Source organism: Sphingomonas bacterium (genome assembly GCF_903643035.1).
Classification (GTDB): Bacteria; Pseudomonadota; Alphaproteobacteria; order Sphingomonadales; family Sphingomonadaceae; genus Sphingomonas.
In genome coordinates this window covers 1-13,419 of sequence record NZ_CAHJWW010000053.1, presented here as the reverse complement: position 1 = coordinate 13,419, position 13,419 = coordinate 1, and the positions used below count along the sequence as shown (strand labels likewise).

The following is a 13,419-nucleotide window of genomic DNA, read 5'->3' as shown; positions in this document are numbered from 1 at the left end:
TCGCGCCCGCCGCGGCGAGCGGCCGGGCGGCGACGCGGGTATGGTCGAGGATGCCCGCATCGATCGCCATCCCCGGCAGCATCGTCACGCCCAGCCCGTTGTCGACCATCTGGATGATCGTGTGGAGCGAGGTGCCGAGCATCGTCGCCTCGCTGCGCAGTTCGGGCCTGTTGCAGGCGGCGAGCGCATGGTCCTTCAGGCAGTGCCCGTCCTCCAGCAGCAGCAGCCGCGTCTCGTCGATCGCCGACGGCGGCACGTCCTCGTCGGGTGGCGGCTGCGCGTTTTCCGGGAAGGCGACGAACAGCGGATCGCGGAACAGCGACGCCACCGCGACGTCGCCGCACGCATAGGGCAGCGCGAGCAGCACGCAGTCCGCCCGCCCGTGGTGCAGTCCCTCGCATGCCGGGCCGCTCGGCTCCTCGCGCAGGTACAGCTTCAGGTCGGGATAGTCGTGGCGCAGTCGCGGCAGGATGCGGGGCAGCATGAACGGCGCGATGGTTGGGATGACGCTCATCCGCAGCTCGCCCGACAGCGGCTGGCCGGCGGCGCGGGCAAGGTCTCCCAGCTCCTCCGCCTCGCGCAGCACGCGTCGCGCCTTGTCCGCGATCGCCTCGCCCACCGCGGTGAAGCGCACGACGCGCCGCGTGCGCTCGACCAGCGTCACGCCGATCAGCCCCTCCAGCTCGCGCAGCCCCGCCGACAGCGTCGACTGGGTGACGAAACACGCCTCCGCCGCACGCCCGAAATGCCCGTGGTCGCGCAACGCCACCAGATACTGCAGCTGCTTGAGCGTCGGCAGATAGGTCGCCGCCATCGGATCGCGCCTGACTGGAGGAGGGAGCGCGACGTGCATAGCGGTCCGGCGCCCGCGCGCCACCCCCGCTGGCAATCCGCCGGCAAGGCGTCTACATCGCGCCGGACGACGGGCAGCGTACAGGGACGCACCATGCTGGGTAATCTGTTCCGCTATCTGGACTCGATCCGTGCGCGCGATCCGGCGCCCCATTCGCGGTGGGAGGTGATGACCTATCCCGGCGTATGGGCGCTCGGCTGGCACCGGGTGGCGCACCGGCTGCATGGCCGGCGGCTGTACCTGCTGGCCAGGATCGTCAACCACTGGTCGCGGATGACGACCGCGATCGACATCCATCCCGGGGCGACGATCGGCCGCAACTTCTTCATCGATCACGGTTTCACGGTGATCGGCGAGACGTCGCACATCGGCGACGACGTCACGATCTATCAATGCGTGACGCTGGGCGGAACCTCTCCCGACAACGGCGTGGCGGGGAAGCGCCATCCCACGATCGCGGACGGCACGATCATCGGGTCCGGCGCTCAGGTGCTGGGTCCGATCACAGTCGGCGCGCGCGCGCGGATCGGGGCCAATGCGGTGGTGACCAGGGACGTGCCGGCGGGCGCCGTGATGGTCGGCATCCCCGCCCGGCCGACGACCATCGAGGGTGGCCGCGCCGCACCGATGCCGTTCCTCGCCTATGGCACGCCCTGCAGCGAGATGTTCGATCCCGCGACCCAGAAGGTGGAACTGCTGCGCTGCGAGCTGGAGACGATGCGGCGGCGGCTCGACGCGTTGCTGGACGGGCCGGAAACACGGGAGCGTGACTGCGCCTGATGGGCACCGTCACCCCGTTCCCGCCGCCATCTGCGAGGCCGGCGCTGCAGGTCGGTTTCGACCGGGCCGAACTCGCCCGCATCCTCGACCTGTACGGCCGGATGGTCGCGGCGGGACACTGGCGGGACTATGCGATCGATCTCGGGCGGGAGGCGGCGGTGTTCTCCGCGTTTCGACGGGCGGCGGAACGGCCGGAGATGCGCGTGGAGAAGCGTCCGTCGCTGCGCGGCAGGCAGGGCATGTGGGCACTGGTCGGCGAGGCCGGCGCGGTGCTGAAGCGGGGCCACGACCTCGTCCCCGTGCTGGCCCCGGTCGAGCGCCGGCTGATGAGGCTGGTCGACACCTAGACCGATCGACGTGGGGTGGGGTGATGTGAGCAGGGTGATGTGGCCAAGGATGACGGGCGCCCGCCCCGTCCGGGCGCCCGCGGACCGATGCTATCGCCTGCCGCCGCGCTCGATGCAGCCGTCGTACTGGCCCTTCCGACAGACCGGATAGCTCGCAAGCGGTGCGGGCGCCGGATACGCCTGCGACGGACTGGGCGCGGGCTGGTAGACCGGCTGCACCCCGGGCTGCATCGTGCCCTGCATCGCCGGACCGCTCGGCTGATAGCCGCCGGTCGGGGCCGGCGTCGGAGTCTGCGCCGTCTGCGCCCGGGCCAGGCCCGGCAGGGCGAGGGCGGCGGTCGCCGCGAGCAGGATGAGCTTCATGATCGTCTCCCGATGACGCAGACGGGACGTCCGTCGCGCAGCCGTGCCAACGCATCTTTGTCGACTTGGCTCCTTCGTTTCGGACGCGGATCAACCGGAGTCGGGATCGGTGTCCAGCGAATAGCCCGCCGACCGGACGGTGCGGATCAGGTCCGCCCGCCCGCCCTCGTTCATCGCCTTGCGCAGCCGGCGGATGTGGACGTCGACGGTGCGGATCTCGATCTCGCTGTCATGGCCCCACACCGCGTCGAGCAGCCGCTCGCGCGAGAACACCCAGCCCGGATGCTCCAGGAAATGGCGCAGCAGCCGGAACTCGGTCGGCCCCAGCGCCACTGCGTCGCCGTCGCGGCGCACGCGATGGCCGACGGTGTCCATCTCGACATCGGCATAGGACAACAGCTCGCCCGCCAGCGCGGGGCGGACGCGGCGCAGCACGGCCGCGACGCGCGCGACCAGTTCGCGCGGCGAGAAGGGCTTGGTGACATAGTCGTCGGCGCCGGTCTCCAGCCCCCGGACCCTATCCTCCTCCTCGCCGCGCGCGGTCAGCATGATGATCGGCACGTTGGCGGTGCCCGGCATCCGGCGCAGCTGCCGGCACACCTCGATCCCGGACAGGCCCGGCACCATCCAGTCGAGCAGCACCACGTCGGGCGCCTTCTCGCGCGCCAGCAGGACCGCGTCCTCGCCGTCCGCGGTGGCGCTGACCGCGAAGCCCTCGCGCTCGAAGTGGAACGCGACCAGCTCGGCGATCGCGGGATCGTCCTCCACCAGCAGCAGCGTGGCGCGCGGCATGCTCAGCCTCCCCGGTCAGCCGGCGGAGGCGCCGCGCTGGCGCTCCGCCATCTGTTCGCCGGTCGCCGCGAAATAGACCATCTCGGCAAGGTTGGTCGCATGGTCGCCGATCCGCTCCAGGTTCTTGGCGACAAACAACAGGTGCGCCGCCTGTTCCACGGTCGCGGGATTGGCGGCCATGTGCTCGACCAGCATCCGGAAGACGCCGGCATGCACCTCGTCCAGCGCGCGGTCGCGGCGGCAGACCTCGGCGGCGGAGGCCGGGTCGCGGGCCGCGAACGCGTCGAGCGCGTCGCGGACCATCTCGCCGGCCATCCGCCCCATCGTCGGCAGCAGGTCGATCGGGCCGATCCGCCCGGTGGCGGCGATCGTCGGGACGCGCTTGGCGATGTTCTTGGCATAGTCGGCGATCCGCTCGATCACGGCGGCGATCTTGAGCGCGCCGATCGCCTCGCGCAGCTCGATCCCGCCCAGCGTGCGCCCACCCAGCAGCTGCACGACCGATCGCTCGACCTCCGCCGCCATCGCGTCGATCTGGCGGTCGGCGGTGCGGATCGATGTCGCAAGCTCGGCATCACCGCGTGCGAGAGCGGTCATCGCCTCCGCGATCGCCTGTTCGGCCAGCCCGCCCATCTGCGCGACCAGCCCGCGCAGCCGACGGATGTCGTCGGGCGGCGCCACGCGCCCCAGGTCCGGCGCTCCGATGCCCGTCCCCGCCGTCTCCGCTGCCGCGATGCCCATCGCCATGTCGCCTCGCCTGCCCGTCAACGCCGTGCGATTCCCCTGCATCAGTCGGGTTGCCCTTTTGTGACACCGCCGACAGCGACGATCGCGCCATCGCCGCCGCCACTACCTTGGCCCTGGCCTTCGCCGTCCGTCGCCGGCAGCGACGCAACGACCGTCGTGCCCTCGCCGACGACGCTGTCGATGTCGAGGCGGCCGCGGTGGCGCTCGACGACGTGCTTGGCGATCGCAAGGCCAAGGCCGGTGCCGCCCAGCGCCCGGCTGCGCCCGGTATCTACGCGGAAGAACCGCTCGGTCAGTCGCGGGAGGTGCTCGGGCGCGACGCCGTCGCCGTGGTCCGCGACCGACAGCCGCCACATCGCCCCGGCGCGAGTCACCGCGATCGTCACCGGCGTCCCCGCTCGCCCGTATTTCATCGCGTTGCCGACGAGATTGTGGACCAGCTGCGACAGTTGCGCCGCATCGCCGACGACGGTCGCCGGCCCGTCCGGGCGGTCGGCGACGACGAGGTCGGCGCCGCGCCCGTCCTGCGCGTCGCGCCGCTCGCGGCAGACCTGGCTCGTCAGCTCCGCCAGGTCGACGACCCCCGACGGCACGCGATACTGTTCGGCCTCGATCCGCGAGAGCGAGATCAGGTCGTCGATCAGCCGCTGCATCCGCCGCGCCTCGTCCTCCATGATGGCCAGGAAACGCTGTCGCGTCGGCGGCGGCGGCTCGCGGGGATCGCGCAGCGTCTCGACATAGCCGAGCAGGGAGGCGAGCGGCGTCCGCAGCTCGTGGCTGGCGTTGGCGACGAAATCGACGCGGGTCCGCTCGGCCGCGTGGCTGGCGCTGCGGTCGACGAGCTGGACGAGGCGGCGGTTGCCCGCCATCGGCGCGACCCGCATCTCCCACCGCCCGTCGCGACCGCCGAGCCCCGACAGGACGATCGGCCGCGGGTCGGCGGCGACCAGCTGCTCGGCGGCGCCCGGATGGCGCAGCGCGAGGCGGGCGTCCTCGCCCAGGATGTGGACGCCCAGCAGCGCGAGCGCGGCGGCATTGGCGTGGACGACGGTGCCGTCCAGCACCATCAGCACCGGCTCCGCGATCGCATCGACGACGTCCCGCGTCGCCGGTTCGCCGGTGGCGGTGGCGTTGGTGGTGGCGGTGTCGACCGGCGGCGACGTCCGGCCTCCCGCCCGCCATGCCGGCAGCCCGATCGCCGCGGCGAGAACGAGCAGGATCGGGACGATCAGGAGCAGTGCCATGCAACCCCCTAACGCGTCATGTCCCGATCCGGAACGCGCGGTCTGCTTGAAGAGCATCGGTTGATATGAAAGGGCGATGCGATGATGAAGGGTGCCATGGACGATCACGAACAGGATCGCGGCCGCCCCGACGGCGGGTCGCCGGCGGGGACGCCGGTCGAACCTTCGTCTGGCCGGCGCCGGGCGCTGATGCTGGGCGCGGTCGGCGCGGCGTCGGTGATGTCGATCCGGCCGGCGCTCGCCCAGACCCACGCGTCGGTCATGACGTGCGAGATCCCGGTGCCCGACGCGGCGCGGCGGGGCCGGTACATCGCCACCGACGGCAGCACCGTCCCGTCGGGCACGACGGGCGCCTTTGCGCCGCCGGGCGCGCCGCTGAAGGGCGAGGACGTCCGCCGGGCGACGACGGGCGGCGGCCCGCTGCCCGGCGTCGAATATGAGCGCAGCCAGGCCTATATGAACTACATCCGCCGGTTGCAGCGGGGCACCGGCGGCTTCACCTGCTTCGCCTCGTTGCAGATGCCGCGCAGCTGAGCGCGTGACCGGTCCCCGAGCGGAGCCGCGCTATCGCGCCGCTCGCGTCGGCGTGTTGCGGATCGAGCCGATCGACGCCGTGCTGACGGCGGTGTTCCACCGCAGCTCCGGCCTGACGCACCTGCTCGCCGAACCCGCGCCACAGATCCTCGCCGCGCTGGGCGGAGACGGTTTGGGCGGAGATGTTTTGGGCGGAGACGGTCTGGGCGGGGACGCGCTGACCATGGCCGGGTTGCTCGAGAGGTTGGGCGAGGCGTTCGATCTCGGGAGCGGCGAGCCCGATGCGCTGGCGGCGCGGCTGGCCGAACTGGTCGCCTCGGGTCTGGTCGGGGAAGGGGCGGCTTGAGGCACGCCGTCGCCGTTCGCGTCGGGCCGTTCGGGTTCCGCATCGGCTCCGACTGGCGCGCGCCGGTCGCGGCGCTGGAGCGGCTGTACGCCGGCTACCCGCAAGGCGACAAGGCCGGCGTACCCGACTTCACGGTGCGGCTGGCGGCGGCGCGCCCGTGGCGGCGATGGTTGCGCCCGGCGGTGACGATCGCCGGCGACTGGTGGCTCCCCGGCACCGCGCCGCTGCCGCTTGCGCAGGGGCTGCTCGCGGCGGAGATGGGCATGAACCTCCAGGTCGCGCTGGGCTGCCGCCGCTTCCTGCTGCTCCACGCGAGCGTCGTGGAGCGAGACGGGCGCGCGCTGGTGATGACCGGCGAGTCGGGATCGGGCAAGTCGACGCTGGCCGCGCTGCTGTCGACCGGGAACCGGAAGCGCCGCTGGCGGCTGCTCGCCGACGAGTTCGCGCTGGTCGAGCCCGCGACCGGCCTGATCCATCCGTTCCCGCGTCCGATCAGCCTGAAGAACCAGTCCGTTGCCCTGTTCGCGGACGGCGTTCCGCCGGACAGGCTCGGGCCGTTGCTCGTCGGCACGCCCAAGGGCGACGTGCGCCACCTCGTCCCCGACGCGGACGCGATCGCGCGGATGGACGAGGCGGCGAGCCCGGCGCTGCTGCTGTTCCCGCGCTTCGGCGCGGCGCGCGCGGTGCGCCCGGTGGGCACGGGCGAGGTGTTCGTGCGGCTGACGCAGGCGTCGACCAACTATCACGCGCTCGGCGAGCCGGGCTTCGATGCGCTGCTGCGGATCGCGCGAGGGCTGCCCGCGCGGGCGATCGACTATGCCGACGGCGCCGAGGCGCTGGCGCTGGTGGACATGCTGGTGGACGAGCTGTGGCGTTGAGCCCCGCGCGCACCCTCGTCCGCGCGCTCGCCGATCCGGGTTCGACCGCGGTGCTCGATGCGGCCGGATGGACGACGTTGCTGACGATCGCGCGCGCCGAGCAGCTGATCGGGTCGCTCGCGCACCGGCTGCACGGCCTGGCGACGCCGCCCGAGGTCGCGCGCATCCTCGCCGCCGCGCACGCCGCCGCGGAAGCGGGCCGCACGGCCGCGCTGTGGGAGGCGGAGATGGCGCGGCGCGCGCTCGCCTCGCTCGGCGTCCCGGTCGTGCTGCTGAAGGGCACGGCCTATGTCGCCGCGGGACTGGCGGCCGGGCAGGGGCGGTTGATCGGCGACCTCGACCTGCTCGTGCCCGCCCCGGCGCTGGCGGTGGTGGAGGCGGGGCTGATCGGGGCCGGCTGGGAGTGGGTGAAGGCCGACGCCTATGACGATGCCTATTACCGCCGCTGGATGCACGAGCTGCCGCCGCTGATCCACGCGGGCCGGGACCGGATGGCGGACGTCCACCACACGATCCTGCCCCCCACCGCGCGCCGGACGCCCGACGCGGGCGCGCTGATCGCGGATGCGGTGCCGCTGGGCAACAGCCTGTCGGTACTCTGCCCGGAGGACATGGTGGTGCATGCGGCCCTCCACCTGTTCGCGGACGGCGACCTCGCCGGCGGCCTGCGCAACCTGTGGGATATCGACCGCCTGCTGCGCGAGTTCGCGGACGCACCAGGCTTCTGGTCGGGGCTCGAAGTGCGGGCGCGGCGCCATCAGGCGCTCGCACCGGTGAGGCGCGCCGCCCGGCAGGCGCACGCGCTGTACGATACGCCGGTGCCCGACGACTGGCGGCGGGAGGATATGGCGGACCCGCTCCATCGCCGCCGCCTGCTGGCGCGCGACGGGTGGGGCCGGCCGACCCGCCCCGCGACCCGGCTCGCCTTCTACATCCGCTCGCACTGGCTGCGCATGCCGCCGGCGATGCTGGCCCGGCATCTGTGGACCAAGTGGCGGCGGCCCTAGCTTGCGCCCAGACGCTCGAGCGCCGGCAGCAGCTCTTCATACCGGTCGATCACCGCATCGGCGCCCAGCTCCGCCACCGGCTGCTGGAGGAAGCCGAAGCTGACCGCCACCACCGGCAGGCCGGCGGCATGGGCGCCGCGCACGTCGTAGATCGAGTCGCCGACGAACGCGGCCCGCCCGCCGCCGCAGCGCCGCGCCATCTCCTGGATCGGCTCGGGCGCGGGCTTGCCGACGCCGACCGTGTCGCCGCCCACCACCGCCGCGAACCGGCGGGAGAGGTCCAGCGCGTCGAGCACCTTCACCGCGAGACGCTCGTACTTGTTGGTCATGATGCCGACCGTCACGCCACGCGCCGCCAGCGCGTCGAGCGCGTCGAGCACGCCGGGAAAGGGCCGGGTGTGAACCGCGATGTTCGCCTCGTAATGCGCGAGCAGCCGCACCGTCAGCCGGTCGAGTTCGTCGTCGGTGCAGCCGCCGGTCGCCTGCATCCCCTGCGCGAGCATGTGGCGCGAGCCGCCGCCGATCATCGGCCGGATCGCCTCCACGCTCAGCGGCGCCCGCCCGGCGGAGGCGAGCGCGTCGTTCACCGCCGCGGCGAGGTCGCCGCTGGTGTCGAGCAAGGTGCCGTCGAGATCGAACCCGACGACGGCGAACGGGAAATCGGCCATGGGCGCCGCGCCTGACAGCATCGGGCTGGTCATGGCAAGACGCGCGTGGCACCTCGCCTCCCGTTCCGGCCCGGCTTGGCCCGGCCGTACAGCAAGGTTGATCCAATCGATGTCGACACGCCCGCTCGCGGTGATCGTCCTGGCCGCCGGCAAGGGCACGCGCATGAAGTCCGACCGGCACAAGGTGCTTCACCCGCTCGCCGGCCGGCCGATGCTGCTCCACCTGCTTGCCAGCGTCGCGGAGCTGGCGCCCGCGCGCACGGTGGTGGTGGTCGGCGCCGGGCGCGAGCAGGTCGAGGCGGCGGTGGCGCCGCTAGGGGCGAGCGTGGTGGTGCAGGCCGAGCAGCTGGGGACCGGCCATGCGGTACGGCAGGCGGAGCCGCTGCTGGAGGGTTTCGCGGGCGACGTGCTGGTGCTGTACGCGGACGTGCCGCTGGTCGGCGCCGACGTCATGCGCCGGATGATCGACCGGCTCCATGCGCCCGACGCTCCGGCGGGCGTGGTGCTGGGTTTCCGGCCGGTCCGGGCCGGCACCTATGGCCGGGTGCTGGCGGGGGCGGATGGGCGCATCGCGCGAATGGTCGAATACAAGGACGCCAAACCGGAAGAACGCGCCGTGACGCTCTGCAACTCCGGCCTCATGGCGATGCGCGCGGAGCAGCTCTTCGCGCTCCTCGCCCGGGTCGGCAACGACAATGCGGCGGGCGAATACTATCTGCCCGACGTCGTCATGCTCGTCGCCGCGGACGGCCGCGCGTCCGTGGTGGTCGAGGTCGACGAGGCGGAGGTGACGGGCGTCAACAGCCGCGACGAGCTGGCGGCGCTCGAAGAGGTCTGGCAGCACCGCCGCCGCGCGCGGGCGATGGCGGAGGGCGCCTCGCTCGTCGCGCCCCACACCGTCTGGTTCGCGCATGACACGGTGCTGGGCCGCGACGTGACGGTCGAGCCCAACGTGGTGTTCGGCCCCGGCGTATCGGTGGCGGACGGAGCGACCGTTCGCGGCTTCAGCTACATCGAGGGGGCGACGATCGCGCGCGGGGCCGTCGTCGGGCCGTTCGCGCGGCTGCGGCCGGGGGCCGAGGTGGGCGAGGAGGCGCACGTCGGCAACTTCGTCGAGATGAAGCAGGCGGTGCTGGGCAGGGGCGCGAAGGCCAACCACTTGTCCTATCTGGGCGACACGACGGTCGGAGCCGGAGCGAACATCGGCGCGGGCACCATTACGTGCAATTACGACGGCTTCTTCAAGCATCGCACGAACATCGGCGCGGGCGCGTTCATCGGATCGAACAGCTCGCTGGTGGCGCCGGTGACGATCGGCGACGGAGCGATCGTCGCGGCGGGATCGGTGGTGACCGCGGACGCGGAGGCCGACGCCCTGATCCTTGCCCGTCCGGCCGTGGTCGTGAAACCGGGCTGGGCCGCGCGGTTCCGGGAGCGGATGCGGGCGAGGAAGAAGGGATGAGTTCCGGCCGGCCGCGATGCCCGCGCTCCGGCACGACCTGATGGACGGTGGTATGGCCGGGTGATATCGTCCCGGCATGCGAGCAATGGCGAACGATCCCGGCGACCATCTCCACCCGCCGCACGCGCTGGCGGAGTCGCCGGAACGGTCGGCGGCGACCGGAATGCGCGCTGCTTCCGGACAGCTCGCCTGCAACCGGAGCGGTCGCTCGCGGACACGCCGCTCGATGCCTTGATCCTAGCGATCGCGCGCGTGGACGGGGCCGCGCCCGTCGCCCGCACCGTCAAGGGCCGTCCGGAAACCACCCCGGGCGTCCGCATCCCCTACTCGATCTGAAGGCGTCCCGGTCATGTGCGGCATCGTAGGAATATTGGGCGGCGGCGACGTCGCCGGGCGGCTGCTCGACGGGCTGAAGCGGCTGGAGTACCGCGGCTACGACTCGGCGGGCATCGCCACGCTGCACGACGGCATCATCGACCGGCGCCGCGCGCCCGGGAAGCTCGCCAACCTCGCCGCTCGGCTCGATGCCGACCCGCTGCCCGGCCATGTCGGGATCGCGCACACCCGCTGGGCCACGCATGGCGGCCCGACCGAGGACAATGCGCATCCCCATATCGTCGGCGATGTCTCGGTCGTTCACAACGGGATAATCGAGAACTTTCGTTCCCTGCGCGACGAGCTGATCGCGCAGGGGCGCGAGTTCAGGTCGCAGACGGACACCGAGGTCGTCGCGCATCTCGTCGCGCGCGAGCTGGAACGGGGCGCTGCGCCGCGCCAGGCGGTGTCGGCGGTCCTGCCGCGGCTGCATGGCGCCTTCGCGCTGGCCGTGCTGTTCCGCGACGAGCCCGATCTGCTGATCGGCGCGCGGCTCGGCGCGCCGCTGACGGTGGGCTATGGCGAGGGCGAGAACTACCTTGGCTCCGACGCGCACGCGCTCGCGCCGCTGACGCAGCGGATCGCCTATCTGGACGAGGGCGACTGGGCGGCGGTGACGCGCGACACCGTCGAGATCTACGACCGCGGCAACAACCGCGTCGAGCGGCCGATCGTCATCTCGGGCGCGCTCAGCCAGGTGGTCGACAAGGGCAACCATCCGCACTTCATGCTCAAGGAGATCTACGAACAGCCGATCGTCGTCGCGCAGACGCTGCGTTCATACCTCCAGCGGATGGAGGACAAGGTGACGCTGCCGATCCCGGACTTCGACCTCTCGGCGGTGAGGCGGGTGACGATCGTCGCCTGCGGGACCAGTTTCTATGCCGGGATGGTCGCCAAATACTGGTTCGAGCAGTTCGCGCGCGTGCCGGTCGACCTCGATGTCGCAAGCGAGTTCCGGTATCGCGAGCCGGTGATGGAAGGGGGCGGTCTGGCGCTGTTCATCTCGCAGTCGGGCGAGACGGCGGACACGCTCGCCGCGCTTCGCCACGCGCGGGCCGAGGGGCAGAAGATCGCCGTGGTCGTCAACGTGCCGACCAGCACGATGGCACGCGAGGCGGACCTGCTGCTGCCCACCCATGCGGGACCGGAGATCGGCGTCGCGTCCACCAAGGCGTTCACCTGCCAGCTGGCGGTGCTCGCCGCGCTCGCCGCCAATCTCGCCCGCGCCAAGGGGACGCTGAAACCCGGCGAGGAGCGCGCGATCGTCCGACACCTGGGCGAGGCGCCAGCGGCGCTCAATGCCGCGCTCGCCTATGACGAGGCGATCGCGGCGATGGCGGGCGTCGTCGCGGGCGCGCGCGACGTGCTGTACCTCGGGCGCGGGACCGACTATCCGCTGGCGCTGGAAGGCGCGCTGAAGCTCAAGGAAATCAGCTATATCCATGCGGAAGGTTACGCGGCGGGCGAGATGAAGCACGGACCCATCGCGCTGATCGACGACCAGGTGCCGGTGATCGTCATCGCGCCGTCGGGTCCGCTGTTCGACAAGACCGTGAGCAACATGCAGGAGGTGCAGGCGCGCGGCGGCAAGGTGATCCTCATCAGCGACTACGACGGCATCCAGGCGGCGGGGGAGGACTGCATCGCGACGATCACCATGCCCAAGGTCCATCCGCTCATCGCGCCGCTGGTGTACGCGGTGCCGGTGCAGCTGCTGGCCTATCACGTCGCGGTGGCCAAGGGGACCGACGTCGACCAGCCCCGCAACCTGGCGAAGTCGGTGACGGTCGAATGAGCGGCGTCCTGACGCTGGTGGAAGGCGCCACCGCCCGCCTCCGCCTCGACCGGCCGCGCCAGCTCCACGCGCTGGACCTCGCCATGTGCGAGGCCATGCTGGCCGCGCTCGACGGGTGGCGGACGGATCCCGCCGTTGCGGCGGTGATGATCGACCATGCGGAAGGGCGGGGGTTCTGCGCTGGCGGCGACATCCGGATGCTCGCGGACTCGGGCGCGGCGGACGGCTCGGCGGCGCGGGCGTTCTTCGCGGCCGAATACCGGCTCAACCATCGGCTGTTTACCTTCGCCAAGCCGACGATCGCGTTCATGGACGGGGTGACGATGGGTGGCGGCGTCGGGCTGGCGCTGCCGTGCCGGTACCGCGTCGCGACCCCGAACACGCGGTTCGCGATGCCGGAGACGGCGATCGGACTGTTTCCGGACGTGGGCGGCGGCTGGTACCTGTCGCGGCTGCCGGGGCGGATCGGGCAGTACCTGGCGTTGACGGGCGCGCGGCTGGACGGGGCAGATTGCCTCGCGCTCGGGCTGGCGACCCATTATCTGGCCGGTGACAGGATAGCCGGGGCGAAACAGGCGCTTGTCGGTCGTCCTGCGAGTGAGATCGCAGATATTCTGGGCGAGATGTCCGAGGCGCCTGGCCCGTCCGCCGTCCTTGCCAATCGGGACGCGATCGCGCGGCTGTTCGCATCCGACCGGCTAGAGGACGTGTTCGCCGCGCTGGAGGCGGAGGACGGCGATTTCGCGCGCGAGACGCTGGCGATCCTGCGTACCCGGTCGCCGTTGTCGATGAAGGTCGGCCTGAAGCTGCTCCTCGACGGTCATGCGATGCCGACCTTCGAGGACGAGATGCGTCAGGAATATGCGGTCGCGACCCGCGTCGTTCAGCGCGCGGACTTCACAGAAGGCGTGCGCGCGGTGATCGTCGACAAGGACAATGCGCCGCGCTGGCATCCAGCGACCCCTGCGGAGGTGAGCGACCACCTGATCGACCAGATCTTCGCGCCTCTCGCCGAGGACGAGGCGTGGGGGCCGGACTGACGGCGGGCATCTGACGGAAAGGACGGGACAATCGCGCGGATCGGCTTCATCGGGCTTGGCAACATGGGCGGCGGCATGGCGGCGACGCTGGTGCGGGGCGGCCATGAGGTGCGGGCGTTCGACCTGTCGGTCGACGCGCTGGCGCACGCGGCCGCGGCAGGCTGCGTCGTGGTGGACGGCGCCGC

16 protein-coding genes are annotated in these 13,419 nt (G+C 72.0%); 10 read left to right on the top strand and 6 right to left on the bottom strand.

Annotation, left to right across the window (positions count from 1 at the left end; all coding sequences use genetic code 11):
- Positions 1-814: LysR substrate-binding domain-containing protein (locus tag HUV01_RS05365; protein WP_174297274.1), on the bottom strand; the 814-nt coding region annotated here is incomplete at its 3' end.
- A 132-nt stretch (positions 815-946) separates the two neighbouring features.
- Here HUV01_RS05365 and epsC point away from each other — a divergent pair.
- Positions 947-1,633, top strand: a complete 687-nt coding sequence (gene epsC, locus HUV01_RS05360; protein ID WP_174297281.1) for a serine O-acetyltransferase EpsC — start codon at positions 947-949, stop codon at positions 1,631-1,633.
- Positions 1,633-1,980 carry a DUF2794 domain-containing protein gene (locus tag HUV01_RS05355; RefSeq protein WP_174297273.1) on the top strand — a complete coding sequence of 116 codons (348 nt, stop codon included), beginning with the start codon at positions 1,633-1,635 and terminating at the stop codon, positions 1,978-1,980. The genes epsC and HUV01_RS05355 overlap by 1 nt, the downstream gene beginning before the upstream one ends.
- A gap of 90 nt (positions 1,981-2,070) precedes the next feature.
- Here the strand turns inward: HUV01_RS05355 and HUV01_RS05350 are convergent, their stop codons facing one another.
- From HUV01_RS05350 to HUV01_RS05335, 4 genes are all read right to left on the bottom strand, one after another.
- Positions 2,071-2,343, bottom strand: coding sequence for a hypothetical protein (locus HUV01_RS05350; RefSeq protein WP_174297272.1), 273 nt, complete (start codon positions 2,341-2,343; stop codon positions 2,071-2,073).
- A 90-nt stretch (positions 2,344-2,433) separates the two neighbouring features.
- On the bottom strand, positions 2,434-3,135 hold the full coding sequence (gene phoB, locus HUV01_RS05345; RefSeq protein WP_174297271.1) for a phosphate regulon transcriptional regulator PhoB: 702 nt from the start codon (positions 3,133-3,135) through the stop codon (positions 2,434-2,436).
- Positions 3,136-3,150: 15 nt separating this feature from the next.
- A complete protein-coding gene (gene phoU, locus HUV01_RS05340; protein WP_254606399.1) occupies positions 3,151-3,924 on the bottom strand; it encodes a phosphate signaling complex protein PhoU in 774 nt (257 codons plus the stop codon).
- Positions 3,924-5,126 (bottom strand): sensor histidine kinase, encoded by a 1,203-nt coding sequence (locus tag HUV01_RS05335; RefSeq protein ID WP_254606398.1) that lies wholly within the window; start codon positions 5,124-5,126, stop codon positions 3,924-3,926. Before HUV01_RS05335 ends, phoU begins: the two co-directional genes overlap by 1 nt.
- Positions 5,127-5,222: 96 nt before the next feature.
- On the opposite strand from HUV01_RS05335, the gene HUV01_RS05330 reads away from it, so the two are divergent.
- Genes HUV01_RS05330 through HUV01_RS05315 form a run of 4 tightly spaced genes read left to right on the top strand, consistent with a single transcriptional unit; the run spans position 5,223 to position 7,891 of the window.
- Positions 5,223-5,660, top strand: a complete 438-nt coding sequence (locus tag HUV01_RS05330; protein WP_174297279.1) for a hypothetical protein — start codon at positions 5,223-5,225, stop codon at positions 5,658-5,660.
- Between the two features lie 4 nt (positions 5,661-5,664).
- Positions 5,665-6,006 (top strand): HPr-rel-A system PqqD family peptide chaperone, encoded by a 342-nt coding sequence (locus HUV01_RS05325; protein WP_254606397.1) that lies wholly within the window; start codon positions 5,665-5,667, stop codon positions 6,004-6,006.
- Entirely contained in the window at positions 6,003-6,884 is an 882-nt protein-coding gene (locus HUV01_RS05320) for an HprK-related kinase A (protein ID WP_174297269.1), read from the top strand. The genes HUV01_RS05325 and HUV01_RS05320 overlap by 4 nt, the downstream gene beginning before the upstream one ends.
- Complete coding sequence (locus HUV01_RS05315; RefSeq protein ID WP_174297277.1) at positions 6,881-7,891, top strand: nucleotidyltransferase domain-containing protein; 1,011 nt, start codon at positions 6,881-6,883, stop codon at positions 7,889-7,891. The genes HUV01_RS05320 and HUV01_RS05315 overlap by 4 nt, the downstream gene beginning before the upstream one ends.
- Here HUV01_RS05315 and HUV01_RS05310 read toward each other — a convergent pair.
- Positions 7,888-8,559: an HAD-IA family hydrolase gene (locus HUV01_RS05310; protein ID WP_438827148.1), complete on the bottom strand. Its 672-nt coding sequence runs from the start codon at positions 8,557-8,559 to the stop codon at positions 7,888-7,890. The two genes, HUV01_RS05315 and HUV01_RS05310, sit on opposite strands and share 4 nt — an antisense overlap.
- Before the next feature lie 109 nt (positions 8,560-8,668).
- On the opposite strand from HUV01_RS05310, the gene glmU reads away from it, so the two are divergent.
- The 4 genes from glmU to HUV01_RS05290 form a co-directional block, all read left to right on the top strand.
- Positions 8,669-10,021, top strand: coding sequence for a bifunctional UDP-N-acetylglucosamine diphosphorylase/glucosamine-1-phosphate N-acetyltransferase GlmU (gene glmU, locus HUV01_RS05305; RefSeq protein WP_174297268.1), 1,353 nt, complete (start codon positions 8,669-8,671; stop codon positions 10,019-10,021).
- A gap of 349 nt (positions 10,022-10,370) precedes the next feature.
- Entirely contained in the window at positions 10,371-12,194 is a 1,824-nt protein-coding gene (gene glmS / locus HUV01_RS05300; RefSeq protein ID WP_174297267.1) for a glutamine--fructose-6-phosphate transaminase (isomerizing), read from the top strand.
- On the top strand, positions 12,191-13,234 hold the full coding sequence (locus HUV01_RS05295; protein WP_174297266.1) for an enoyl-CoA hydratase/isomerase family protein: 1,044 nt from the start codon (positions 12,191-12,193) through the stop codon (positions 13,232-13,234). The genes glmS and HUV01_RS05295 overlap by 4 nt, the downstream gene beginning before the upstream one ends.
- Before the next feature lie 30 nt (positions 13,235-13,264).
- Positions 13,265-13,419: NAD(P)-binding domain-containing protein (locus tag HUV01_RS05290; protein ID WP_174297275.1), on the top strand; the 155-nt coding region annotated here is incomplete at its 3' end.